General features: G+C 72.3%; 25 protein-coding genes. 11 read left to right on the top strand and 14 right to left on the bottom strand.

Annotation, left to right across the window (positions count from 1 at the left end):
- Positions 1–18 precede the first annotated feature (18 nt).
- Entirely contained in the window at positions 19–663 is a 645-nt protein-coding gene (locus FH610_RS20030; RefSeq protein ID WP_161628034.1) for an NYN domain-containing protein, read from the bottom strand.
- 198 nt (positions 664–861) lie between these two features.
- On the opposite strand from FH610_RS20030, the gene FH610_RS20025 reads away from it, so the two are divergent.
- The 3 genes from FH610_RS20025 (at position 862) to FH610_RS45485 (ending at position 3,731) form a co-directional block, all read left to right on the top strand.
- Complete coding sequence (locus FH610_RS20025; protein WP_139576051.1) at positions 862–2,040, top strand: DUF6986 family protein; 1,179 nt, start codon at positions 862–864, stop codon at positions 2,038–2,040.
- Positions 2,041–2,139: 99 nt separating this feature from the next.
- Positions 2,140–2,352, top strand: a complete 213-nt coding sequence (locus FH610_RS45490; RefSeq protein ID WP_338104559.1) for an FAD-dependent oxidoreductase — start codon at positions 2,140–2,142, stop codon at positions 2,350–2,352.
- The gene (locus tag FH610_RS45485; protein ID WP_338104558.1) at positions 2,349–3,731 is read left to right on the top strand and encodes a methyltransferase domain-containing protein; all 1,383 of its coding nucleotides are present in this window, start codon (positions 2,349–2,351) and stop codon (positions 3,729–3,731) included. The genes FH610_RS45490 and FH610_RS45485 overlap by 4 nt, the downstream gene beginning before the upstream one ends.
- Before the next feature lie 23 nt (positions 3,732–3,754).
- On the opposite strand, the gene FH610_RS20015 is transcribed toward FH610_RS45485, so the two are convergent.
- From FH610_RS20015 to FH610_RS20005, 3 genes are all read right to left on the bottom strand, one after another.
- Complete coding sequence (locus FH610_RS20015) at positions 3,755–4,435, bottom strand: copper homeostasis protein CutC (protein ID WP_139576050.1); 681 nt, start codon at positions 4,433–4,435, stop codon at positions 3,755–3,757.
- Positions 4,436–4,486: 51 nt separating this feature from the next.
- On the bottom strand, positions 4,487–5,140 hold the full coding sequence (locus tag FH610_RS20010; protein ID WP_139576049.1) for a GNAT family N-acetyltransferase: 654 nt from the start codon (positions 5,138–5,140) through the stop codon (positions 4,487–4,489).
- A gap of 216 nt (positions 5,141–5,356) precedes the next feature.
- On the bottom strand, positions 5,357–6,109 hold the full coding sequence (locus tag FH610_RS20005; RefSeq protein WP_139576048.1) for a GntR family transcriptional regulator: 753 nt from the start codon (positions 6,107–6,109) through the stop codon (positions 5,357–5,359).
- A gap of 534 nt (positions 6,110–6,643) precedes the next feature.
- Here FH610_RS20005 and FH610_RS20000 point away from each other — a divergent pair.
- From FH610_RS20000 to FH610_RS19990, 3 genes are read left to right on the top strand one after another with little or no spacing between them, the layout of a single operon-like run.
- Positions 6,644–7,177, top strand: coding sequence for a flavin reductase family protein (locus FH610_RS20000; protein WP_139576047.1), 534 nt, complete (start codon positions 6,644–6,646; stop codon positions 7,175–7,177).
- 40 nt (positions 7,178–7,217) lie between these two features.
- Positions 7,218–7,973: an SDR family oxidoreductase gene (locus FH610_RS19995; RefSeq protein ID WP_139576046.1), complete on the top strand. Its 756-nt coding sequence runs from the start codon at positions 7,218–7,220 to the stop codon at positions 7,971–7,973.
- A gap of 10 nt (positions 7,974–7,983) precedes the next feature.
- Positions 7,984–8,490: a TIGR00725 family protein gene (locus FH610_RS19990; RefSeq protein WP_139576045.1), complete on the top strand. Its 507-nt coding sequence runs from the start codon at positions 7,984–7,986 to the stop codon at positions 8,488–8,490.
- 6 nt (positions 8,491–8,496) lie between these two features.
- Here the strand turns inward: FH610_RS19990 and FH610_RS19985 are convergent, their stop codons facing one another.
- From FH610_RS19985 to FH610_RS19975, 3 genes are all read right to left on the bottom strand, one after another.
- Entirely contained in the window at positions 8,497–9,321 is an 825-nt protein-coding gene (locus FH610_RS19985; protein ID WP_139576044.1) for an ATP-grasp domain-containing protein, read from the bottom strand.
- A 46-nt stretch (positions 9,322–9,367) separates the two neighbouring features.
- On the bottom strand, positions 9,368–10,852 hold the full coding sequence (locus FH610_RS19980) for a glycoside hydrolase family 3 protein (protein WP_139576043.1): 1,485 nt from the start codon (positions 10,850–10,852) through the stop codon (positions 9,368–9,370).
- Positions 10,853–10,950: 98 nt separating this feature from the next.
- Positions 10,951–12,327 carry an alkaline phosphatase D family protein gene (locus FH610_RS19975; protein WP_139576042.1) on the bottom strand — a complete coding sequence of 459 codons (1,377 nt, stop codon included), beginning with the start codon at positions 12,325–12,327 and terminating at the stop codon, positions 10,951–10,953.
- A gap of 86 nt (positions 12,328–12,413) precedes the next feature.
- Here FH610_RS19975 and FH610_RS19970 point away from each other — a divergent pair, with 86 nt between their 5' ends.
- Complete coding sequence (locus FH610_RS19970; RefSeq protein ID WP_139576041.1) at positions 12,414–13,094, top strand: TetR/AcrR family transcriptional regulator; 681 nt, start codon at positions 12,414–12,416, stop codon at positions 13,092–13,094.
- Positions 13,091–13,771: a DNA alkylation repair protein gene (locus tag FH610_RS19965; protein ID WP_139576040.1), complete on the top strand. Its 681-nt coding sequence runs from the start codon at positions 13,091–13,093 to the stop codon at positions 13,769–13,771. The genes FH610_RS19970 and FH610_RS19965 overlap by 4 nt, the downstream gene beginning before the upstream one ends.
- Before the next feature lie 14 nt (positions 13,772–13,785).
- Here FH610_RS19965 and FH610_RS19960 read toward each other — a convergent pair whose 3' ends face one another.
- From FH610_RS19960 to FH610_RS19950, 3 genes are read right to left on the bottom strand one after another with little or no spacing between them, the layout of a single operon-like run.
- Entirely contained in the window at positions 13,786–15,183 is a 1,398-nt protein-coding gene (locus FH610_RS19960; protein WP_139576039.1) for an aldehyde dehydrogenase family protein, read from the bottom strand.
- Between the two features lie 10 nt (positions 15,184–15,193).
- A complete protein-coding gene (locus tag FH610_RS19955; protein WP_139576038.1) occupies positions 15,194–16,597 on the bottom strand; it encodes an NAD(P)/FAD-dependent oxidoreductase in 1,404 nt (467 codons plus the stop codon).
- Complete coding sequence (locus tag FH610_RS19950) at positions 16,594–17,883, bottom strand: glycosyltransferase (protein ID WP_139576037.1); 1,290 nt, start codon at positions 17,881–17,883, stop codon at positions 16,594–16,596. Before FH610_RS19950 ends, FH610_RS19955 begins: the two co-directional genes overlap by 4 nt.
- A gap of 117 nt (positions 17,884–18,000) precedes the next feature.
- Between FH610_RS19950 and FH610_RS19945 the strand changes: the two genes are divergently transcribed.
- Entirely contained in the window at positions 18,001–18,618 is a 618-nt protein-coding gene (locus tag FH610_RS19945) for a TetR/AcrR family transcriptional regulator (RefSeq protein WP_139576036.1), read from the top strand.
- Here FH610_RS19945 and FH610_RS19940 read toward each other — a convergent pair.
- Genes FH610_RS19940 through FH610_RS19925 form a run of 4 tightly spaced genes read right to left on the bottom strand, consistent with a single transcriptional unit; the run spans position 18,596 to position 22,383 of the window.
- Positions 18,596–19,660 carry an ABC transporter ATP-binding protein gene (locus tag FH610_RS19940; RefSeq protein ID WP_139576035.1) on the bottom strand — a complete coding sequence of 355 codons (1,065 nt, stop codon included), beginning with the start codon at positions 19,658–19,660 and terminating at the stop codon, positions 18,596–18,598. The genes FH610_RS19945 and FH610_RS19940 overlap by 23 nt on opposite strands.
- Positions 19,657–20,430 (bottom strand): ABC transporter permease, encoded by a 774-nt coding sequence (locus FH610_RS19935; RefSeq protein WP_205825913.1) that lies wholly within the window; start codon positions 20,428–20,430, stop codon positions 19,657–19,659. Before FH610_RS19935 ends, FH610_RS19940 begins: the two co-directional genes overlap by 4 nt.
- Complete coding sequence (locus FH610_RS19930; RefSeq protein WP_139576034.1) at positions 20,423–21,289, bottom strand: ABC transporter permease; 867 nt, start codon at positions 21,287–21,289, stop codon at positions 20,423–20,425. The genes FH610_RS19935 and FH610_RS19930 overlap by 8 nt, the downstream gene beginning before the upstream one ends.
- Positions 21,286–22,383: a polyamine ABC transporter substrate-binding protein gene (locus FH610_RS19925; protein WP_139576033.1), complete on the bottom strand. Its 1,098-nt coding sequence runs from the start codon at positions 22,381–22,383 to the stop codon at positions 21,286–21,288. Before FH610_RS19925 ends, FH610_RS19930 begins: the two co-directional genes overlap by 4 nt.
- Before the next feature lie 148 nt (positions 22,384–22,531).
- Between FH610_RS19925 and FH610_RS19920 the strand changes: the two genes are divergently transcribed.
- A complete protein-coding gene (locus FH610_RS19920) occupies positions 22,532–23,596 on the top strand; it encodes an aminoglycoside phosphotransferase (protein WP_139576032.1) in 1,065 nt (354 codons plus the stop codon).
- Between the two features lie 22 nt (positions 23,597–23,618).
- Entirely contained in the window at positions 23,619–24,560 is a 942-nt protein-coding gene (locus FH610_RS19915) for an SIS domain-containing protein (RefSeq protein ID WP_139576031.1), read from the top strand.
- Positions 24,561–24,566: the final 6 nt, after the last annotated feature.

The raw sequence follows: 24,566 nt of genomic DNA, 5'->3' as shown, positions 1-24,566 counted from the left end.
TCCTCGGGGGAGTCCTGGTCAGGACCAGTGGGCCGGCCGGTGGTAGCGCGCGCCGTCGCGGCCGGGCACGAAGCCGGGCAGCTGCGACTGCCGGATGAGCGCCTCGCCGAGGGGAAACCAGGCGTCGCTCGCGAGGCGCAGGCCGTCCGAGCGCCTGCCGGGCGGGAAGACGGTGACGACCCGGGTCTTGCCGCCGCGCCGGGCGTCCACCTCGCGCACCGCCTCGATGGCCGCGCACAGATCGGAGTCCGCCGACAGCAGCAGCACTGTGTCGACCAGGTCGAGCGCGACGTCGCCGACCATGGCGGCGGCCAGGGCGACGTCGGACTGCTTCTCCTCGTAGGTCCGCCAGGAGACGCCGCAGGCCCGGCAGGAGGCCCGCTGCTCCTGGAAACGCCCGAGCACCACCTCGACCCCCAGGGTCTCCAGGGCCGCCTGATAGGTCTGCTGGCAGGCGAGGGCACGAGCGTCGCCTCGGACGGGAGCGGTGAAGTAGCGGACGGCGGTCAGCGTCTGCCCGGTCCTCAGCAGCCGCAGGGCCAGCGCCCGTAGATCGAGCCAGAGATAGCGCCGCCCCCGTAGGGAGCGCAGCCCGTAGTAGAGATTGAACCCGTCGACGTAGACCCCGACACGCACGACTTGGGGAACGGGGTTGTCGCTCACCGCCATCATCTCCTAACATGGAGTCACCGCGCCCGCGGCTACGTCCCCGGGCTCTACGGCCCCCGACAGGGGGCCGTTTCTTTTTCGCTCACCTGTTCGATCGGCTGTTCGAGGAAAAGGATAGCCAACGCTGCGTCGTCATGCAGCGACGTTGCGTGATTGCCCTCACCGTGGCGGGACTCTGCGAGGATCGTCCCCATGGAGACGACGCTGACCGGCGTGGACGGGGTGCTCGACGGCTTCGCCGGCACCCATCGCGAGCAGCTCGCCCGGTTTCCCGTACGGGAACCCGCATGGCAGCCGGTGCACACCGTGTACGTGCCCGCGGACCGGGTGACGGCGGAGATCGTCCAGCAGTGGCGGCACGCCGCGACCGACCTCCTCCACCGGCTCCTGTTCACCCCCGCCGAGCTGGCCGCGCTGTTCGAGCTCGACCCCGAGCTGGCCCAGCCCGTGCACGACCGGGTACGCCGGAAGCTGCACGCCGAGCCGATCGAGGACCTGCGCGTCGACTTCGAGGACGGATACGGCGGGCGCTCCCCCGAGGAGGAGGACCGGCACGCCGAGTCGGCGGCGGCGGCCGTGGCCGCGATGCACGAGGCGGGCACGCTGCCCCGCAGGTGGGGGCTGCGGGTGAAGTCGTTCGCCGACGGCGACCCCCTGCGCTCGGTGCGCACGCTCGACGGGTTCCTCACCGGGGTCGTGCGGCGGGCCGGCAGGCTTCCGGACGGGTTCACGGTGACCTTCCCCAAGGTCTTGATGGAGGACTACCTGCGCCAGTTCGCCGGCTGCCTGGAGGCGCTGGAGCGCGCGTTGCGCCTGCCCTCAGGCACACTGCGCTTCGAGATGCAGGTGGAGGCCCCGCAGACCGTGCTCATGCTCCAGCGGTCGGCCGACCTGGTGCCCTCGCTGGGCGGGCGGCTGGCGGCGGCCCACTTCGGAGTGTTCGACTACACGGCCGCGCTCGGGCTGCCGCCGGGCGAGCAGCGGCTCGACCACCCGGCCTGCGACCACGCGCGGCACGTCATGCAGACGGCGCTGTCGGGGACGGGGGTGGAGCTGTCGGACGGCTCACTGGCCGCGGCCCCGGCCTCGGACGCGGCGGCCGACGTGCACGCCCTGCTGCGCAGGCACTCGGCGCTGGTGTCGCACTCGCTGGCGCACGGCTTCTATCAGGGGTGGGACATGCACCCCTCGCACCTCGTCAGCCGCTTCACGACCGTGTACGCCTTCCACCTCGCCTGCTACGAGAAGTACGCCGACCGGGTGCGCGCCTGGCAGGAACGGCGCGAGGCCGCGGGGGGCGTGCTGGACGAGCCCGCGACGATCAGGACTCTGGTCGCCGCCCTGGCCCGGGCCGACCGCGCCCTCTGCTGAGGTTTGCCGTATCGGCAAGGTTCCTTGCCGCTCTCGCCGCCTGTGCCGCACTGTTCGACAGCAGACATCTGAAGCGGACGTCGACGCAGGAGGCACGGGGTGGACGAGAAGAAGAAGTACGACGTGGTCGTGGTGGGCGGCGGCCCCGCGGGGCTCAGCGGCGCGCTGGCGCTGGCGCGGGCCCGGCGGTCGGTGCTGGTGGTGGACGCAGGAGAGCCGCGCAACGCGCCGGCCGCGCACATGCACAACTACCTCGGCCGGGGGACGGCACGCCGCCCGCCGAGTTGCGAGCGGCCGGACGCGAGGAAGTGATCAGCTACGGCGGCGAGGTCGTCGCCGGGCGGGCCGAGGCCGCGACGCGGGAGGGCGACGACTTCCTCGTGACGCTGGACGACGGCCGTGCCGTCCGGGCCCGCCGCCTGCTGGTGGCGACCGGGGCCGTGGACGAGTTGCCCGACGTGCCGGGCCTGGCCGAGCGCTGGGGCCGCGACGTGCTGCACTGCCCGTACTGCCACGGGTGGGAGGTCCGCGACCGGCGCATCGGCGTGCTGGCCACCGGGCCGCTCGCCGTCGAGCAGGCCCTTCTGTGGCGGCAGTGGAGCGAGGACGTGGTGTTCCTGGCCCACCACTGCCCCGCGCCGTCCGAGGAGGATGCCGAGCGGCTCGCCGCGCGCCGGATCCCCGTCGCCGACGGCCCGGTCACGGGGATCGAGGTGACCGGCGACGCGCTCACCGGGGTTCGGCTGGCCTCCGGCGAGGTCGTCGCGCTCGACGCGCTCGTCGTCGGCGCGCCGCTCACCGCCCGGTCCGGGGTGCTGGAATCGCTCGGTCTCAAGCCGGTCGAGGTGGAGCTCGGCGGTCACGTGGCGGGCACCCGGATCGCCGCGGAGCCGACCGGGGCGACCGCCGTGCCCGGTGTCTGGGTGGCGGGGAACGTGACGGACGTGCGCGCCGTGGTGATCGCGTCCGCCGCGGCGGGCCTGGCCGCCGGCGCGGCGATCAACATGGATCTCATTGCCGAGGAGACCCGGGAGGCCGTCGACGCCTACCGGAACGAGGTGCGCACGCTGTTCGATGAGGCGACCTGGGAGGAGCGCTACCGCTCCCGGCCGGCGGTCTGGAGCGGCCGCCCGAACCCGCAGCTTGTGGCCGAGGCCGCGCAGCTGCCCCCGGGCCGGGCCCTCGACGTCGGCACCGGCGAGGGCGCCGACGCCGTCTGGCTCGCCGCAAGGGGCTGGCGGGTGACGGGAGCCGACATCTCCGCCACGGCGCTGGAGCGGGCCGCCGCCCACGCCGCCGACGCGGGCGCGGACGTCGCGGACCGCACCGAGTGGGTGCGCGCGGACCTGCGCGACCACGCCCTTCCCGAGGGCGCGTACGACCTGGTGTCGGCGCAGTACATGCACCTGCCGCGCGAGGCCAGGCGGACGCTGTTCGCCCGGCTGGCCGCCGCGGTGGCTCCTGGCGGCACCCTGCTGATCGTCGGGCACCACCCGTCGGACCTGCTGACCAAGGTCCGGCGGATGCACTTCCCGCAGATGATGTTCACCGCCGAGGAGGTCGCGGCGTCGCTCGATCCGGCCGAGTGGGAGGTCACGGCGGCCGAGGCCCGGCCGCGCACGGCGGTGGACCCGGAGGGCGGCGAGGTCACCATCCGCGACGCCGTCCTGGTCGCCCGCCGCCGCGCCTGAGCTGTTCGGTCACAACCGGGCGGTCACAGCCGGTCGACGACGCGGCGCCAGCGCCGGACGCGGTCCGGGTCGACCGGCTCGCGCCACGAGCCCCGCACGGCGCTGCCCACGTGGAAGGCGCGGACGCCGTAGTCGAGCAGCACCGGCACGTGCTCCTCGCGCAGCCCGCCGCCGGCGAGCACGAGCGAGGCGTCCCCCGCCTCGGCCCGCGCGCGTAACACGCCGAGGCCGCTGCCGACGCCCTCGGGCGAACCGGACGTGAGGACGGTCGCCAGGTTCGGCAGCAGCCGTACGGCGCGCCAGGCGGCCCGCACGTCGGCGGCGTGGTCCACGGCGCGGTGGAAGGTCCAGGGCAGCGGCGAGACCGCGTGGATCAGCGCGTCCGTCGCCTCCCTGTCGACCGACCCGTCCTCGGACAGGAAGCCGAAGACGAAGCCCGCCGCGCCGGCCTCGGCGAGTTCCTTGACGTGGCCGCGCAGCCGGTCGAGCTCCTCCGGGGTCACGGTGAACCCGGCGTTGCAGCGGAGCATGACCATCTGCGGCAGCCCGCACTCGCGCGAGATCGCCGCGACGAGCTCCGCCGAGGGGGTGAGCCCGTCCGAGTCCATGTCGGACACGATCTCCAGGCGATCCGCTCCGCCCTCCTCGGCGGCCACGGCGTCACGCAGGTCGAGCGCGATCACTTCAAGGAGGGATCCCGTCATGAAGTGAACAGTATCCGGTCCCTTTGCGGCGCCTCACGGCGTCCGCCCTGTTCAGCACTCGATCAACTCGTTGTGTGCAGTGATGTCAAGAACCCTCCAGGATTGCGCCGCATGTCCCGAGCGCTGGGCCGGCACCGCCGGCGTGCGGCGATAGGACAACGCGGCCGGGATCGCGGCGCTGGCGTCCCGCTCGAACAGCGCGCCGGAGGCGCGGTGCGGCAGGTCGACGGTGCGGACGTGCCGGAAGCCCGCCTTCCGGTAGTACGACTGCAGGCGGGCGTTGTCCTTGGCGCAGTCCAGCCGCAGGTACGGCCGGTCGTGAGCGGCGGCCCGCAGGGCGGCCCAGTCGAGCAGCGTGTCCCCCAGGCCCCGGCCCGAGTAGGTCCTGCTCACGGCGAGCTTGTGGACGTAGAGCGCGTCCCCGGGGCGGTCGGCGGGGGTCCAGAACTCCGGGTCGGCATGGCCGTCCACGGCGATCGTGGCGGCCGGCACCTGGGAGCCGGCGTCCAGGAGGTACATGACGCCCGCGCCGATCAGCGGTTCGATGCGCTCGGCGGGAAAGCCCCCGGCGGGCCACTGCCGTACGCCGAGACCGTTCAGCCACCCGGCGGTGCGCGCCAGCAGGGCGAGGACCCCCTGCAGATCGGCCGGGGTGGCGCGACGCAGCGTGAGTTCCGTAACAAGATCCAGGGTGTTCGCGGGCATGCCTGATTCCTTTCGTGCCGACGGCGGCGGTTTGATCACTGAGAGTGACGGCATGATGCCGTGCAGCGTCCGTCCGGAGACGGCGGACCCGGCTAGGGCGCGCGGGTGCGGCGGGGTCCCCTGCCGGGGTCAGGACGGGAATCGCGGGAGCGGCCCTCCTGAGGAGGGCCCGGCGGCCGGGGACGCCCGCTCAGGCCAGGGGGCGTCCGGGCCTCGTCAATGACGTTCCAGCTCGTATCGGATCAGATGCTTGTCGGCGGGCAGCACGGACACGGCGACGCGGACGGGCGTGTCGTCGGCGTCGTAGCCGACCCGGGTGTGGACGACGACCGGAGTGCCGGGCTCCAGCTGAAGCCGCGACGACTCGTCAGAGGTCGGCATGCGGGCCGACAGGTCGTCGATCACGCGAACCTGGAGATGGCCCAGCTCCTCAAGCACCCGGTTGGCCCCGCGCGTGATGTCGCCGGGCCTGGCGATCTCGGAGCCCCCCACGATCTCCAGGGGGAAGTACGAGTCCAGCGTGTTGTACGGCTGGCCGTCCACGAAGCGCAGCCGGCGGCGCACGACGGCCAGGGCGCCGTCGGCGAGGGCGAGGCGGGTGGTCACGTCCTCGGGCGGCTCGACGATCGAGACCTCGATCCTCTGGTCCGCCGTACGGCCCTCGGAGCGGACCGCGTGGACGAACGTGTCGAACCGCCGCCCCTCCTGGTCGTACGGGAGGAACTCGTCCTGGGGGCGCATGAGGAGGGGACGGCGCTCGCGTACGAACGTTCCACGCCGGCGCATCCGCAGGATGAGACCCTCGTTCTCCAGCTCGCCCAGGGCCAGCCGTACGGTGTTGCGGCTGACGCCGTGCGCCTCCATGAGGTCGGCCTCGGTCGGGATCTGGTCGCCCGGCGCGAGTTCGCCCGCGTAGATGGCCCTGCGTACCTCGGCGGCCACCTGCTGGTAGAGCGACGATCGTGCCATCTTTCCTCAATCCACCCTTTTGTTCCAACAAATCTAGAGGATCTCGCTCTACCGGGAAACAACCCCTTGACCAGAGCCCACCCAGCCGCGCATTATCCAAACGTTGGTACAAATCCATCCAATGGAGGTGGGCCCGTGAGGGCGGTCGGTGCGGGAACGCCGAAGTCGCCCTGGCGCGAGCCCAGACCTGCCAGAGCCCAGACCTATCAGAGCGACGGGAACGACATGTCAGAGCTGTCGGTATCCACCGACATGACCGCCTTGTGCGGGAACGGCGTGACATGCCCGAGCACGCGGTACCACCGCACGCCGGAGCGGCCGGTCGAGGACGGCCGCTCCCCATGGACTCCGTGCGATTGAACGAGATCTCGACCCCAACCCTCGCCGGGGTCGAGGTCTCGCGCCGGGGCGGAGCGCGTCCTGGCGGGTCCCCCACGCCCGCCAGGACGCGCCACCGTTAACCACACACAGGGAATGCATCGACTCCGGCCCTCCTTGACTTCATGGGGAGGCGACCGAGGAGGCACGTGCGCGATGAGCATCCCTGTGGCCCGGAGGGTCGGCCATGACGGCGCCAGGAGGATTCCGGCCGTCAATCCCCAGCACTTCAGGAACGTCCTCGGCAGGTACGCCACCGGCGTCGTGGCCGTCACCGCGATCGACCCGGAGACCGGGGAGCCGTGCGGCCTGGCCGTCAACTCCTTCACGTCCGTGAGCCTCGATCCGCCACTGGTGTCGTTCTGCGTCTCGCGGACCAGCACGAGCTGGCCGCGCCTCAAGGCCGCGACGACCCTGTGCGTCAACGTGCTCGCCGACCACCAGCGGCAGGTGTGCGATCGGCTCGCCGCGAAGGGCGGGGACAAGTTCGGCGGCCTTCCGTGGGCCCTGTCCCCCGGCGGCGCGCCCGTGCTGGACGGCGCGCTCGCCTGGATCGACTGCACGGTGGACAAGGAGCATCCGGCCGGCGACCACGTGATCGTCGTCGCCCGGGTCACGGGGCTCGACCGGCACGACGACGGCGGCCCGCTGGTGTTCTTCCGCGGAGCCTATGGGAGCTTCGAGGCGTGACGTGCCTGACGCGGAACCGACCGGTCGGTATGCTGCCCGCATGACTCTGTTCTCGGTGGAAGGCAAGACGGTCGTCGTCACGGGCGGGTCCCGGGGCATCGGGAAGATGATCGCGCGGGGGTTCCTCGACGCGGGCGCCACCGTCTACATCTCCTCACGGAAGAAGGACGAGCTGGAGGCCACGGCCGCCGAGCTGGGCTGTCATGCCGTACAGGCGGACCTGTCCACCCCCGACGGCGTCGAGACGCTGGCGCAGGCGGTGTCGGAGCGGGAGAGCCGGCTCGACGTGCTCGTCAACAACGCGGGGGCGAGTTGGGGCGCGCCGCTGGAGGAGTATCCGGAGCACGCATTCGACAAGCTCTGGGACATCAACGTCAAGGGCGTCTTCTTCCTCACCCGCCGCCTCCTGCCGCTCCTGCGCGCCGCCGCGTCGCCCGACGACCCGGCACGCGTGATCAACATCGGGTCGATCGACGGGCTCCGGGTGCCGTTCATGGAGAACTACGCGTACTCGGCGGCCAAGGCGGGCGTCCACATGCTGACCCGGCATCTGGCCCGCCAGCTCGCCCGGGAGTCGATCACGGTGAACGCGATCGCGCCCGGGCCGTTCGAGTCGAAGATGATGGCCTTCGCGCTCGACGACCCCCAGATGCGCGGCGCGATCGAGAGCAACGTCCCGCTCGGCCGCATCGGCAGGCCCGACGACATGGCGGGCGCGGCGGTCTTCCTGGCCTCACGCGCCGGGTCCTACCTGACCGGCGCCGTGATCCCGGTGGACGGCGGGATCTCCGCGTAGCCTGGCCCCCATGCGGCAGGTCTCCATGCGGCAGATCGCGGTGTGCGGGCCGGGCGAGTGCACCCCGCAGGACGCCCGGGCGGCCCGCGACGTGGGCCGCCTGCTGGCCGAGCGCGGCGCGGTCGTGCTGTGCGGCGGGTACGGCGGGGTGATGGCCGCCGCGGCGGCGGGCGCGCGGGAGGTCGGAGGCGTCGTGGTCGGCGTCCTGTCGGGCCGGGACCGCGCCGGGGCGAGCCCGGACCTCACCGTGGCCCTTCCCACCGGCCTGGGCGAGGCCCGCAACGCGCTGATCGTGCGGGCCGCCGACGCGGTCGTCGTCGTGGGCGGCTCCTGGGGCACGCTCTCGGAGCTGGCGCTCGCCCAGCGGGGCGGCACGCCGGTGATCACCCTCGGGGGCTGGCGGGTCCTCGACGCCGAGGGCCGTCCCGTGCCCGGTCCGGTGGCCGCCGCCGGCCCGGCCGAGGCCGTGCGGCTGGCGCTCGCCGCCGCCGAGCGGGCCCGCCCGCTCAGCCCCTAGACAGTCTCAGCCCTTGAGCATCTCGGCGAGGGTCTCGGCGAACAGGTCGGGTGCGGCCAGCTCGTCCCGGAGGAACAGGTAGGGCTCGGTGAGCTCCAGCTCGATCAGGACCGGCTCGCCGTCCGGCATCCGCACCAGGTCCACCCGGGCGTACAGCAGGTTCGCCGGCACGGCGGCCAGGACCCGCTCGGCGAGGGCGAACTGGTCGTCGTCCGGGTCGCGCAGCGTGGCGCGGTTCTCCGCGGTCTCCGCCACCCCGGCGAGCATCGGGTGCCGCCGTACGGCGTGGCTGAAATGGCCGCCGAAGTACAGCAGCGACAGCTCCCCCTCCTGCTCGACGGACGGGATGTACGGCTGCACCATGACCGTGCGGCCCGCGGCGAGCAGCGTCGCCGCGTGGCCCGCGGCGGCGTCCCGGTCCGTGGTGCGCATGGTGTCGCGGGCGCCCGCGGAGACGGCGGGCTTGACCACGTACTCATCCCATTCGGGCAGGTCCGTCCCGGGTTCGGCCCAGTGCGTGGGGACGGTGGGCACACCGAGCGTGCGCAGGTAGGTCTTGTCGGTGTTCCACTCGATCACCGGCGCCGGGTTGAACAGCCGCGTCACCGACTCCACCCGGTGAGCCCACGCGACGAACTCGTCACGGCGGTCGATGTAGTCCCAGGCGGAGCGGACGACCGCCGCGTCGAACTCCGACCAGTCGACGCGGGGGTCGCGCCAGTTCACCGGCGAGCCCTCGATGCCGGCCCCGAGCCAGGCGGCGAGGGCGATCTCCCGCTCGTCGTCGTGCTCGGCGGCCGGATGGTCCGTGGTGACGTAGGCGACCTTCATGACGCTCCCATCCGCATGTCAGCAGTGACCAATGCTATGGGCAATGTCAGACGAGGCCGGCCAGCACCTCCGCCGCCGCCTGGCCGCAGACGCGCGCGGCGCCGTGCGTGGCGATGTGCGCCGCCCCCAGGTCCGTACGGCCCGGCAGCCCCATCTCGACCACGACGCCGTCCGGCCGGGCGGCCAGCAGACGCTCCAGCAGGTCGGTCTGCCAGGGGTGCCGGTGGGCGTCCCGCACCACGATGACGAGCGGCCGGTCGGCGGCCTGGCTTAACACCGTGCCGGCGACGCCGTCGTGGACGTCCTGCCGCCGCAGCCGGGCGACCGTGGTGCCGGGCAGCAGCTTGCTCAGCGGCTCCCCCGCGCCCCACGGCATGTCCTTGTCGATCGCGAGGTTGGTCTCCGGCGCCAGCTCGACCACGTGCGGGGCGGCGGCCAGCGGCAGCACGCCGGCCCCGCGCCGGGTCACGCGTACGGCCCGGCGGGCGGCGACCAGCCCGATCTCGTCCTGGCGGTCGTCCATGGGCGGGGCCTGCGCCTGCCAGGCGGTCAGGGCGCGCACCCGCGCGGCGGCGTCCGCGAGCCGTTCCTCCGACAGCCCGCCCTCGGTCACCGCGTCCGCGACGGCGTCGCGGATGTGCTCGTGGGTCGCCTCGTCGGCGTTCTCCCCGCCCACGCAGACCGCGTCGGCCCCCGCCGCCACGGCCATCGCGCTCGCGCCGCCCAGGCCGTACCGGCCCGAGACGGCGGCCATCTCGATGCCGTCGGTGACGATCAGGCCGTCGAAGCCCAGCTCCTCCCGCAGCAGGCCGGTGAGGACGCGGGGGCTGAGCGTCGCCGGCAGCTCCTCGTCGTACGCCGTGACCAGCAGGTGGCCGGTCATGATCGAGCGCACGCCCTCGTCGATGGCCACCCGGAACGGCTCCAGCTCGATCTCGGCCAGCTCCTCCCGGGAGGCCGTCACACGCGGGACGCCGTGGTGGGAGTCGACCGACGTGTCGCCGTGCCCGGGGAAGTGCTTGGCGCAGGCCGCCACGCCGGTGGACTGCAGGCCGCGGATCCAGGCGGCCGTGTGCCGCGCGACGAGCAGCGGATCGGCGCCGAACGACCGCAGACCGATGACCGGATTGTCCGGGTTGGAGTTGACGTCGGCGGCCGGCGCGAAGTCGATGTTCACCCCCGCCGCCCGCAGGTCCCGTCCGATGTCGCGGGCCACCCGCTCGGTCAGGCCCACGTCGTCCACGACGCCCAGGGCGTAGTTGCCCGGTCGTGAGCTGCCCGTGCGGGCCTCAAGCCTCGTCACCTCCCCGGCCTCCTCGTCGATGCCGATCAGGATCTCGGGATTCTCCGCGCGCAGGGCCGAGGTGAGTGCGGCGAGCTGGGCCGGGGTGTCGACGTTCCGGGAGAACAGCACCACACCGGCGAGCCCGCCGGCGAGCCGCCGCCGCACCCAGTCGGGGGCGGTGGTCCCGGTGAAGCCGGGCAACAGGACCGTGTCGGCCAGACGGAGCAGGTCAGGGCTTCGCTTCATGCTGCGCCCGCAGGGCATCGCTCAGGCATGCCCCGCAATCTAATAGGAAAGTTTCCTATTTGCTAGGGGGCAGGCCTGGGTTGTCGCCCGTTTCCTGATCACACGTCGGTGCGGTGGAGCTTGTTCTCCTTCACCTCGAAGCCGGCGATCGTCGTCAGCGGCGCGCCGGGTCGGTCCACGAAGGCCACGGCCCGGTAGTCCGCGCGGAAGTTCTCCATGTCCGCCACGCAGGACACGTAGCCGTGGCGGCTGTCGAAGAACGCGATGTGCGGGTTCAGGTCGAGGATCGCGCTCGCGTCGGTGACGCCCGGCATGCTCGTCACCGACGGCCCGACGAACTCGACCCCGAGGGCGCGGGAGGCCGGGTCCGCCCAGTCGGCGCGCACGTCGCAGGCGTACGCGCTGTGCACGTCGCCGCTCAGCACGACCAGCCCGTCGGGGGCGGCGGCGAGCACGCGGGCGCGCGAGTCGGGGTAGCCGTCCCAGGCGTCGGCACTGACGGGTTCGAGCGGGAACTTCCGCTGGGACAAGAACACCGCCTGCGCGAGCACCTTCCACCGGGCCGTCGATTCGTGCAGCCGGTCCTTCAGCCACTTCTCCTGCTCGGCGCCGAGCATGTCGCGCCCCTCGCGATACTGCCGCGTGTCGGCGAGCAGGAAGTCGGCCACCCGGCCGTACGGCCGCCGGCGGTAGTTCTGCAGGCCGGAGCCGGACGGATGGACGCGCAGCGGCTGGTGCTCGTAGTACGCCTTGAACGCGGCGGCCCTGCGCTTGAGGAAGGCGGCGGGGCTGCCGCCGTCACCGGGCAGCGCGCCCGCCCAGTTGTCGCGGACCTCGTGGTCGTCGGGGATCGCGACCCACGGCGCGGCGGCGTGGGCGGCCTGCAGGTCCGGGTCCATCTTGTAGCGGGCGTAGCGGTCGCGGTAGGCGCCGAGCGTCGTGCACTCGGCCGTCGACTCGAGCGGGCGCACCCAGCGGCCCGGCTTGGGGTTCTTCGGCTTGCCGTACTCGTAGATGTAGTCGCCGAGGTGGAGGACCAGGTCGGGCCGCTCGGCGGCGAGGTGGCGCAGCGCCGTGAAGTAGCCGTGCTCGTAGCGCTGGCAGGAGACGAAACAGAACCGGACGGGGGCGGTCGAGTCCGGGCCGGGCGCCGTCCTGGTGCGGCCCACCGGGCTGGCGTGGCCCTCGATGGAGAAGCGGTAGAAGTAGCCGGCCCCGGGCCGCAGCCCGGTCACCCGTACGTGCACGCTGTGCGCCCAGTCCGGCTGCGCGGGCGCGGTGCCCGACTGGATCACCTTCGTGAACGCCTCGTCCTCGGCGAGCTCCCACCGTACGGTCATCGCCCGGTTGGGCATGCCGCCGGGCTGTGTCGGATGCAGCGGCTCGGGGGCCAGACGGGTCCACAGGATCACGCCGTCGGATAACGGCTCTCCTGACGCCACCCCCAAGGTGAACGGATAGCCCAATTTCGCCATGGGTTCGATCCTGCCCTACTGATCCCGCCCATGCGGGAAGGTCGGGCGAGGCGAGAATGTGAACAAGCTCTTGCTCGACGGCCATAATGGGAGCCGTGAACCAGCGTAAGGACTCCGGCGGCACGGCCGCGCCGGTCAAGGCGAAGCGGGGGGCGGCCGGTTCGGCGTCCGAACGGCGCGACCACCTCGTCAAGCTCGCCGCCGAGTTGTTCGCGCGCAAGGGCTTCCAGGCCACCACCGTGCGGGAGATCGCGTTGGAGGCCGGCATCCTGTCCGGCAGCCTCTACCACCACTTCGACTCCAAGGAGACGATCGTCGACGAGGTGCTGCGCACCTTCCTCGAGGATCTGATCAACCGCTACCGCGCGGCGCTGGGCACGCACACCGACCCGCGCTCGGTCCTGGCGGAGATGGTCCGCATCGGCTTCGGCACGCTGGAGGACCACCGGGCGGCCATCACGGTCATGCAGAACGACTGGAACTACCTGCGCTCGCTGCCCGGCGACCGGTTCGACTACCTGGTGCGGGCCGAGGACGAGGTCGAGCGCATGTGGGTGGAGCAGATCACGAGCGGCCAGGCCGCCGGCCAGTTCCGCCCCGACGTCGATCCCAAGCTCACCTACCGGATGATCCGCGACACGATCTGGGTGACCGTGCGCTGGTTCCGCCCCGGCGGCAGGCTCGACACCGACGCCCTGGCCGACCACTTCGTCAAGCTGCTGTTCGACGGCCTGGCGACCGGTGAGCGGGCGAGCCAGCCGTCATGACGCTACTCAAGGCCGTACGGCTCGCGCTGACCGAGCTGGCCGACCCCGCGCGCGCCGAGGGCATGCGGTCGTACATGAAGTCGGAGATGCCCTTCCTCGGGGTGACGGCCGTGCCGCGGCGGGCCGCGCTGCGCAAGGTCTTCGCCGAGCACCGGCTGGACAGCGCCCCCGAGTGGCGCAGGGCGGTGCTGGCGCTGTGGCGCGAGGCGGAATACCGCGAGGAGCGCTACGCCGCCATCGAGCTGTCCGCGCACCGCTTCTACCGGTCCTGGCAGACGCTCTACACGATCCCCATGTACGAGGAGATGATCGTCACCGGGGCGTGGTGGGACCTGGTGGACGACATCGCCGTGCACCGGATCGGCACGCTGCTGCGGCTCTATCCCGAGAGCATGCGCCGCCTGGTGCTTGAGTGGGCGCACGACCCCGACCTGTGGAAGCGGCGCACCGCCATCCTGAGCCAGAACTCCTTCAAGGACCGGACCGACGTCCACCTGCTCTACGCCTGCATCGAGCCGAGCCTGTCGGACACCGACTTCTTCGCCCGCAAGGCGATCGGCTGGGCGCTGCGGGAGTACGCGAAGACCAACCCGCAGGAGGTGCTCCGCTACGTGAAGCACCAGGGCATCAGCGGGCTGAGCCGCCGCGAGGCGCTGCGCAACGTCCCTGACGCATAGAGCGGGCGGGCTGCTCAGGCGGGGCGGAACGAGTCGCGCGCCTGCGGGGCCGCGTGCTTGATCATGAGGTGCCGGGTGACCGAATACTCCAGCACGGCCTCCTGGCTCATGTCCTTGCCGAACCCGCTGCCCTTCACGCCTCCGTGCGGCGCCTCCGAGGCGATCGGCAGGTGGTCGTTCACCCACGTCACGCCCACGTCCAGCCGGTGGGAGACGCGCAGGGCGCGGGCCACGTCCGTGGACCACACCGACGAGGCCAGCCCGTACGGCGTGGCGTTGGCGAGCCGCACCGCCTCGTCCTCGCCGTCGAACGGCATCGCCACCAGCACCGGGCCGAAGACCTCGCTCCGCACGATCTCGCTCGCCGGATCGGCGTCGGCGATCAGCGTCGGCGCGTAGTGGAAGCCGGGGCCGTCGATCGGCGCGCCCCCGTGGACGACGCGGCCGGACGCCCTGGTCACGAAGCCGTGGACCCGCTCACGGTGCTCGGCGCTGATCAGCGGGCCGATGTCGGCGTCCGGCGCCCAGGGGTCGCCGGGCCGGACGCGGGCGACGGCCTCCCGCAGCGCCTCGACCGCCTCGGCGTACCGCGATCTCTCGACGTACACCCTGGTCGCGGCCGTGCAGTCCTGCCCGGTGTTGTAGGTGGCGCCCATGACCACCCCGGCCGCCATGTCCTCCAGCGAGGCGTCGGCGAACACGAGCGCGGGGGCCTTGCCGCCCAGCTCCAGATGGACCCGCTTGAGGCCGTCCACCGCGCCGCGCATGACCTCGCGGCCGGTGGCGGTGGACCCGGTGACGCTGACCATGTCCACGCCGGGGTCGGTCACCAGGGCCCGTCCCACGTCCGCGCCGCCGGTCACCACCCGCACGAGGCCCTCCGGGGCCCCTGCCTCGGCGAACAGCTCGGCGAGCCGCAGCGTGGTGCGGGGCGTCCGGGGAGCCGGCTTGATCACGACGGCGTTCCCCGCGGCGACGGCCGGGCCGATCTTCCAGACTGCCATGATGAGGGGGAAGTTCCACGGCGCGATCGCCCCCACGACCCCGATCGGCCGCCTGATCAGCACGGACGTGTATCCGGCGCTGAACACGCCGGCGCCCGTGCCGTCGAGGGACCTGGCCCCACCGGCGAAGAACCGGAGGTTGTCGGCGGCGAACGGCAGCTCGCCGTCCCGGAACACGGCGGCGGGCTTGCCGGTCTCCTCCACCTCCAGCCGGGTCAGCTCCGCGGCGTCCCGCTCGACGAGGTCCGCCAGGCGCAGCAGCACCAGCGCCCGCTCCCCCGGCGTCGTCTCACGCCACTGCTCGAAGGCCTCCCTGGCCAGGCGTACGGCCCGCGCCACCCCGTCGAGCGGGGTGTCGGGCACGTCCTCGACGGCCCGGCCGTCGGCGGGATTGATCAATGTCGTCATGAGGTCGTCCTCAGCTGTCGAAGCCGATGCCGAAACGGTCGAGTGACCGCAGCCAGGGCCCCCTGCGGCCCTCGTTCTCGTCGGCGCGGGCGAGTTCGCGGCGGGTGAGCTGCACCACCGGCCAGCGCAGCGGCTCTGGCGGGAACGGCACCGGGTGTCGGCGGGTCATGCGCAGCCGCGTCCGCGCGGTGGACCGCCGGGCCAGCAGGTCGAGGCCGGTCAGCGCGCCGAACCTGGACGCGCCGACGCCGAGGCCGGTGTATCCGAGGGCGTAGGCCAGCCGTCCGCCCATCGCCGTGCCGAAGAACGGGGTGAACCGGCTGGTCGAGTCGATCATCCCGCCCCACCTGTGCGTGAAGCGCAGGCCACGCAACTGCGGGAACGTCGCGAAGAAGTGCCGCGCGAGCCGCTCGTGCGTGGCGTCCCGCTGCTCGGAGCCGCCGCCGCCGAAGTTGTAGATCGCGTCGTACCCGCCCCACAGGATGCGATCGTCCCGGGTGAGCCGGTAGTAGTGGAACCGGTTGCCCGCGTCGGTCAGGCCCTGGCCCTCCGGCCACCGGAGCGACGCCCGCTGCTCGGGCGACAGCGGCTCGGTGACGAGCACGTAGTCCCAGATCGGCAGCACGAACAGGCCCAGCCTGCGCAGGGGCGAGGGGAAGGCGTTGGTGGCCAGCAGCACCTGCCCGGCGCTCACCGCGCCGTTCACCACGGCATGGCCTCTCGTCCCGGCCTCCACGCCGGTCCGGGTCCGGGTCAGCCCGGTGACCTCGGTGCCCTCGTGGATGCGCACCCCGAGCCGCGCCGCGACGCGGGCCAGGCCCCACGCGAGCGCGGCGGGGTCGAGAACGCCGCCGGTGCCGCGCAGGCGCAGCCCCGCGAGATAGGTGGGCGATTCGACGTCCGCGCGCATCTCGTCGCGGCCGAGGAACACCGCGTCCTCGCCGTGCTCGCGGTGCAGCTTCTCGGCCCGCCTCAGCTCCTCCACCTGATGAGGCGCCACCGCGACCGTGGTCTTGCCGACCAGGCGGAGGTCGGCGTCGATGCCGTGGTCGTCGACGAAGCGGGCGATGGCCGCGAGGTTCGCCCGCCCGAGCGCGAGCAGGGCCGCGTTCTCCGACGGCCACAACCTCGCTCCCTGCCCCAGCCCGTGGGTCAGCGAGTCGGAGACGAACCCGCCGTTGCGGCCGCTCGCGCCGTACGCGATCGAGCGCGCCTCCAGGAGGACGACGTCGCAGGCGGGGTTCTCCTCCTTGGCCAGCACAGCGGCCCACAGGCCGGTGAAGCCGCCGCCGACCACCAGCAGGTCCGCCGTGGTGCGGCCGTGCAGGGGCTCGTACGGGCCGGGAGCCCCGGGCCGGTCGGTCCAGAAGACCCGTGGGGCGGCGTCCTCGATCAGCCGGCTGCCCTTGATCATTTGGTGGCGATGTTCTCGATGACGTCCGCGGCCACGCGCAGGCCGTCACGGCGGCGGATCTCCTCGCCGGCCGCCGCGAGCCGGTCGCGCAGGTCCTGGTCGCCGAGGAGCCTCTCGATGGCCCCGGTCAGCTCCTCGTCGGCGAATCCGTAGGTGTCCAGGCGGACGCCGTGCCCGGTCTCGTGCACGCGCTGGGCGTTGTCGTACTGGTCCCAGAACAGCGGCATGACGATCATGGGCTTGCCGAAGTGGAACGCCTCGGTCGTCGTGTTGTTGCCGCCGTGCGTGATCACCAGGTCGACCAGCGGGATGATCTTCGTCTGCGGCACGAACTCCGCGCCCCACATGTTGGGGGCCAGCTCGATCTCCTCGTGCAGCGGGCCCTTGGAAACGATGTACCGATGCGGCGTGCGGGCCAGCACGGAGATCACGCGGCGCATCAGCTCGACGTCGGCCGAGCCGAGCGAACCCAGCGAGAAGTAGATCAGCGAGCCCTCGCCGGGGATGTCCGGCAGCGTGAACTCCTCGTCGGTCTCCCGGACGGACGAGTCGACACGGGTCCAGGAGTCCCCCAGGGGACGCTCCGCCGTGTAGTCCGCGATCTCGGGATACACGTACAGGTTCGCGTCGCCCTCGTGGATGAACTCCAGATCCTGCAGGGCCGGGGCGCCCTGCTCGACGACCCACGCGTTGAACGCCTCCCACAGCTCACGATGGGTCCGGTCGTACTCCGCCCGGAACTCCGCCCAGCCGGTGCCGTCGGCCGGCAGTCCGGAGAACGGCGGGGCCACTCCCGGGCCCTTCACCTCCAGCGGGTTGCACGAGACGATCCGTACGAACGGGACGCCCGCCGTCACCAGGGCGGGGAAGGCCACCACGTTGTCCTCGACGATCACGTCCGGCCGGACCCGCTCGATGATGGCCTTGAGCTGCGGCTCGCAGTACTTGGCGCCGTCGGCGAGCGCCTCCCAGATCGGCTTGATGACCGTCTCCAGCTGCTCCAGGGTGCTCTTGCGGTACTCCGGCGCGGTGTCGCGGATGAAGTCCTTCCAGAACTGGCCCGCGTCCTGCTCCGCCGCGTCCTGTTCTTCGGGCGCCGGAGGCGCCAGGTCGACCAGGTCCTCCTCGAAGCCGAGCGCCTCCAGCTTGCCCTTCCACGACGCCTCGGCGGCGAACACCACGCGGTGGCCACGGCGGCGCAGGACGTCGCCGATCCCGACGCAGTTGTTCGTCGGTCCGTAGGCGCTCTCCGGCATGAACAGGATCGTCAAGGGCGTGGCCGTCATTCGGGGCTCCTCTGAGGCTAGTTGAATCGAGATTCAAATACGAGGGGGATACACCCGTCAAGAGCTGGGGGAGTATCGTGGGCGCGATGTGAAGCGGGGTGCAATGGAAGGGGTGGGATGACACAGCGCAAGAGCAAGGCGGACCGGCGGCTCGACCTCATCGACGCGGCCCACCGGGCGATGATCCAGCACGGCGCCGAGGGGGTCCACCTCAACCAGATCGCCGAGGAGGCGGGGCTCACCTCCGGCGCGGTGCTCTACCACTACCCCGACCTGCGCGAGCTGCTGATCGAGGCCCAGCACGCCGGCATGGAGCGCTTCTACGAGCGGCGCGTGAAGAAGATCAGCGGCATCTCCGATCCGGCGGACAAGCTCATCGTCACGATCCGCTCGGGCCTGCCCGACGGCCCGGACGACGCGGGGGTGCGGCTGCTGTGCGAGCTCGGCGGCGCCGCCGGCCGCAACCGCGTCTACGCGACGCTGCTGACCACGCTGTTCGACCGGCAGGTGTCGATGTACCAGACGATTCTGGAGACGGGCGCCGCCCACGGCGTCTTCACGCTGGCGCAGGACTCCGAGACCATCGCCCGCAACCTCGTCGCACTCGAGGACGCGTACGGCTACCGCATCATCGCCCGGCACCACTCGATCGACCCGGACAAGGCCGTCGAGCTGATCCTCGACTACGCCCGCCTGGCCACGGGCAACCCGCTCAGGCCCGCCGATCGCCGCTGACCCCGTCGACGAGGGCGGCGTCGGCGGCGTCCCAGGAGACGGCGACCTCGGCGCCGGCCTCCACCCTCGCCCGCCCCTGCGTGGCCGCCAGCACCGCGCGGTCGTGACCGGGCACGCTCAGCGCCAGATGGGAGACGCCGCCGTAGAAGCTGACGTCGACGACCCGGCCTCGCAGCACCCCTTCGCCGTCCGTGACCGGGCCGAGGCGGATCCGTTCCGGCCGCACCGCGAGCATCGCCGTCCCGCCCTCCTCGCTCCCCGCGGGCGCGGGGAGCACGCCCAGCCCGTCGACCTCCAGACCCTTGCCCGTGACCCTGCCGGTGAAGAGGTTGTTGGCCCCGATGAAGCCGGCCACGAAGGGCGTGCGCGGCCGTTCGTAGAGGTCCACGGGGGCGTCCACCTGCTCGACCCGGCCGCCGTTCATCACCGCGATGCGGTCGGCGAGCGACATGGCCTCCTCCTGGTCGTGGGTGACCACGACGAAGGTGATGCCGACCTCGTGCTGCAGCCGCTTGAGTTCGAGTTGCATCTCCGAGCGGACCTTCTTGTCCAGGGCGCTCAGCGGCTCGTCGAGCAGCAGCAGCCGGGGACGCTTGACGATGGCCCTGGCCAGGGCGACGCGCTGGCGTTGCCCGCCCGACAGCTCGTGCGGCCTGCGGCGGGCCTGCGCGGCCAGGCCGACGGTCTCCAGCACGGCGCCGACCCGTTCCCGGATCTCCGCGCGGGGCAGCCGCTCCCGTTCCAGGCCGTACGCCACGTTCTTCTCCACGCTCATGTGGGGGAACAGGGCGTACGACTGGAACATGAGGTTGACCGGGCGACGGTGCGCGGGGATCGCGAGCAGGTCGGCGCCGTCGAGGCGCACCGATCCGGCGTCCGGCTGCTCGAACCCGGCGAGGATCCGCAGCAGGGTGGTCTTGCCGCAGCCGGACGGCCCCAGCAGGGCGAAGAACTCGCCCTGCCGGATGTCGAGGCCGACCGAGTCGAGCGCGGTCACCTCGCCGAACCGGCGGCTGACGCCGTCGATGGATATGAGAGTCATCGCAGGGCCTCGGTCAGTCTGGTCAGGCGCTGCGCGACGATCACGACGGTGAAGCTCACCGCGAGCAGCAGCGTCGCCAGCGCGTTGATCTCGGGGGTCACGCCGAACCGCACCATGGAGTAGATGACGATCGGCAGCGTCGGCTCGGACGGAGCCGCGGTGAAGAACGCGATCACGAACTCGTCCAGGGAGAGCGTGAAGGCGAGCAGCGCGCCCGCGAGGATGCCCGGCGCGAGCGTGGGCAGGGTGACCTTGACGAACGTGGTCAGCGGGGTCGCGCCGAGGTCCCGGGACGCCTCCTCCAGCGACGTGTCCATGCCGCCGAGCCGGGCCCGGACGACGGCCGCGACGAACGCCATGCCGAAGACGGTGTGCGCGATCAGCACGGAGTGCAGCCCGAGCGTCAGCTTGATCGCGGAGTAGAACGCCAGCAGCCCGATCGCGATGACGAGGTCGGGCAGGATCGCGGGCAGCGTCGAGAGCGCGTCGAGCAGCCGCGAGCGCGTGTGGCGGGCCAGCCCGACCGCGAGCAGCGTGCCGAGCACCGTGGACAGCGCCGTCGAGCCGAGAGCGACGATCAGCGTGTTCAGCAGCCCGGTGCGGATCGAGGCGTTGCCCGCCAGCCTGCCGTACCAGTCGAGCGAGAAGCCGCCCCACGAGTAGGGCGACTTGTTCCTGTTGAACGACATCACGACGAGCATGACGATCGGCGCGTACAGGAACAGATAGGTCAGCCAGAAGGGCAGCCGGAGCCAGCCGTGTCTACGCACCGCGTCCCGCCCTCCGCGCGGCCCACGCCTGGGCGAACAGCAGCAACACGAGCACGGCGATCACGGCAAGCGCCAGCACCGACCCGAACGGCCAGTCGCGGGCCTTGAGGAACTGGTCGCGGATGAGGTTGCCGACCATGATCCGGCGTCCGCCGCCGAGCAGTTCCGGGATGACGAAGTTGCCCAGGCTCGGCACGAACACGAACACGCATCCGGTCAGCACGCCGGGCAGCGACAGGGGGAGCGTCACCGACCAGAACGTCCTGGCCGGCCGTGCGCCCAGGTTCGCAGAGGCCTCCCGCAGTTGCGGGTCCAGCCGCTCCACGGCCGAATACAGCGGGAGGATCATCAGCGGGAGGTAGGCGTAGAGCAGCCCGGCGACGATGGCGCCGTCCGTGTAGAGCAGGTCCACCGTCCCCAGGCCGAGCGCCTTCAGCCCGGAGTTCACCGGCCCCTCGGAGTTGAGCAGCACGATCCAGGCGTACGTACGGATGAGGAAGTTCGTCCAGAACGGCAGCACGACCGCCACCAGGGCGACGACCTTCCACCGGGCGGGCAGCCTCGCGATCATGTACGCCGTCGGATACCCGAGCAGCAGGGCGAGCAGCGTCGTGATCGCCGCGAGCCTCACCGACCCGATCACCACGTCGAGGTAGAGCGGGTCGGCGAGGCGGGTGAAGTTCTCCCCCGTCGGCTCGTAGACCACTCCCCCGAACCGGCCCCGCCTGAACACGGTGTAGCTCAGCACCAGCGCCAGCGGGACCAGCAGGAAGACGGTCAGGTAGCCGAACCCGGGCCCCATCGTGGCGAGGCGGCCGGCCGCCTTGCCGACGACGCGGGCGGGCTGTCGAGCCGTCATTGCGCCGCCGAGACCTCGGTGGACAGGCGCGTGTACGCGGTGGAGGCCTCGCCCAGGTCGATCAGGCTCTCACCCTTGAGCAGTTCGGACGGCGGCTCCGCCAGCGCCGGGTAGCTCTTGAGCAGTGCCGGGTCGACCTTGTCCATGGCCGCCTTGTTGGGAATCCGGTAAAGGATGTTCGCGGGCACCCAGCCATGCACCTCGGGGTCGAGGATGTAGTTGACGAAGGCGTGCGCCGCCTCCTTGTTCGCGGAGCTCTTGAGGATCACCATCGTGTCCGCCCAGAGGTCGCTGCCCTCCTTCGGCACCGCGAACTCGACGTTCTTCTCCGACGTCGGGCACCAGCCGTCCCATGCCTCGACCATCACGGCCTCGCCGGACTTGAGCCGGTCGCCGAACGTGGTGTCGTCGTAGGCCAGCAGGTCGGGCTTGACCTTCAGCAGCAGCTCCTTGGCCTTGTCGAGCGTGGCCTGGTCGGTGGTGTTGACCGAGGCTCCGAGCAGCTTGAGCGCCGGCAGCGCCAGCCACCGCTCGGTGGTCATCATGGTGATCTTCTTCTTCAGCTCGGGGGCCGGGCTGAGCAGGTCGTTCCAGCTCGTCGGCGGCGTCTTCACCAGGTCGCTGCGGTAACACAACCCGGTGGTCCCCCAGGTGTACGGGACGGAGAAGACGTTGCCCTTGTCGTAGTCGAGCTGGGACGCCTCGGGGTAGAGGTTCTTCAGGTTCGGGACCAGCTCACGGTGGATGGGCTCCAGCAGGCCCTGCGCGTTGAGCGCCTGCGCGTACTGACCGGACACGAACGCCACGTCGATGCCGCTGTCGCCTCCGGCGGTCAGCTTGGCCACGATCGTCTCGTTCGTGTCGTGGCTGGCGACCTTGGTGTCGAAACCGAGCTTGGCCTTCACCCGCTGCGGAAGGTCCTTCGGGCTGTAACCGTCCCAGATCGAGATCGTCAGGCTCTGCTTGGACAGGTCCGCCTTGGCGTCGAGGGTCGCGGGCGCACCCGCGGAGTCGGTCGCCGCGCCTCCACCACAGGCGGTCAGGGCGGACGCCAGAAAGGCAGAGGCCACGACGAGGGGCACGCGGCGCGTCATGGGGGGCTCCCTTGCGTGAGGATGGCGGCCAGTGTTGCAGGACGCATCAACATAGACAAGACTTTTCCCGTTACGTCTACCTGCCCCTTTTGTTGCCGCGTTGAATCCACATTCAGGAGACCGAGTGGAAGGCTCCCATTGGCCTCGAGTGACCGAGGGCCCGGACGGCGTCCTCACACTGGAGACGGCGGAGGGGATCACCGAGCGCGTGCTGCGCGACCTGGCGCGGGAAGCCGCTCCGCCGCCCTTCTCGGTGCGTGCGCTGCGGCCGCTGCCGCCGGTGCCCCCCGGGGAACGGGCCATCGCGGTGGACCAGACCAACCACTCGGTCGTCGCCGGCGAGACCGTGGTCGTCAAGTGGTTCCCCCGGCCGTCGCGGGCCCCGCACCCCGCGCCCGGGCTGCTCGCCCATCTGGCCGGCTTCGGCCGTACGGCCACGCCGTACGCGGCGGTCTACTGGGAGGACGCGCTGGTCGCCCTGGTGACGGCGTACCTGCCCGAGGCGCGGGACGGCTGGGAGTGGTGCGTCGACGAGGCCGAGGCCGGCCGCACCGGCTTCGCCGCCGAGGTCGGCGCCCTCGCCGCCGAACTGCACCTCGCGATGGCCACCCCGTCCGCGGTCTTCCCCGGCCCCGTACGGCTGTCGCGGCCCGGCGAGGGGGCGTGGCGGGCCCGCGCCGAGGAGGCGCTGCGTGAGGCCCTGGCGCTGACGGACGGCGCGGACGGCGCGTGGCTGGCGGGGCGGGCCGAGGCCCTGCGCCGCGAACTGGAGCCCCTCGCCCGCACCCCCGCCACACCGCTGATCCGCGTCCACGGCGACCTGCACGTGGGACAGATCCTGCGCTGGCGGGACGGCTACGCGGTGGTCGACTTCGACGGCAACCCGACGGTGGCGGACGCCGACCCCTACCAGCCCGCGGCCCGCGACCTCGCGCAGCTCACCACCAGCGTGGACCACGCGGGGCAGGTCGCGGTCAGACGCAGGTCCGCCGACCCGGACGCGACGGCCGCCTGGGCCGCCGCGGCGCGCCGGGGCCTGACGGCGGCCTACGCCCGGACGCTCGCGCGGGCCGGCCGCGCCGACCTGCTCGACCGGTCGCTGCTGCGGCCGTTCGAGGTCGAGCAGGAGTGCCGCGAACTGATCTACGCCGCCCGCCACCTGCCGCGCTGGCGGTACGCGCCGATGGGCGTGCTGCGGGCCTGGTACGCCTGAAGACTCTTCGAAGGAGATGGACGTGGACGCGGGGCTCTTCCTTGCCGATCTGGAGGCCAAGCCGGAGGCGCTGGAGACGCTGGCACGCCTGCTGGACGGCGGCGATCCGTTCGAGGGGTTGACGCGGCGGTTCGACCGCGTCGTGTTCCTCGGCATGGGCAGCTCGCGCTACGCGGCGGGGGTGGCGGCGCAGCGGCTGCGGGCGGCCGGGGCGGACGCCGTCGCGGAGTACGCCTCCGCCGCGCTGGGCACCCCGCCCGGCCCGCGCACCGCCGCCGTCGTCGTGTCGGCGACGGGCGGCAGCCGGGAGACGCTCGACGCCCTGGCCCGTCACCGGGGCAGGTCGTTCGTCGTGGCGCTGACCAACCGGCCCGGCTCCCCCGTGACCGAGGGCGCCGACCTGGTCGTGCCGATGCTGGCGGGCGAGGAGCGGGGCGGCGTCGCCTGCCGGACCTTCCAGCACACGCTCGCCCTCCTGCTCACGCTCGCCGACGGCCCCGATGCCGTGGCGGGCCGCGTACGGAGGGCCGCGGCGGCCACCGCCGACCTGCTGGAGCGGCGGCGTGAGTGGCTGGCGGACGCCGTGAGGCTGCTCGACGGGCCGCACGGCGTCTACACGATCGCGCCGGCCGAACGGCTGTCGTCGGCCGAGCAGTCGGCGCTGATGTTCCGCGAGGGACCGCGCATCCAGGCGGACGCGTGCGAGACGGGCGACTGGGCGCACGTGGACGTCTATCTCACCAAGACCCGCGACTACCGAGCCGTGCTGTTCCCCGGGTCGCGCTACGACGAGCAGGCGATGGAGTGGATTCGCCTGCGCGGGTCGCGCGTGCTGGCCGTCGGCGGGGAGGTCGAGGGGCAGGCGGCGGCGGTGCGCTACCGCCACGACGACGACCCGGACGTCGCCCTGCTGACCGAGACGCTGGTGCCCGAACTCGTCGCCGCGACGCTCTGGGGGCGGTAGGTCTCC

This window comes from Microbispora catharanthi (genome assembly GCF_006334915.2).
In the GTDB taxonomy this organism is placed as follows: domain Bacteria; phylum Actinomycetota; class Actinomycetes; order Streptosporangiales; family Streptosporangiaceae; genus Microbispora; species Microbispora catharanthi.
The sequence above is the reverse complement of the archived record's forward strand: the minus strand, read 5'-3'. Positions and strand labels throughout refer to the sequence as shown.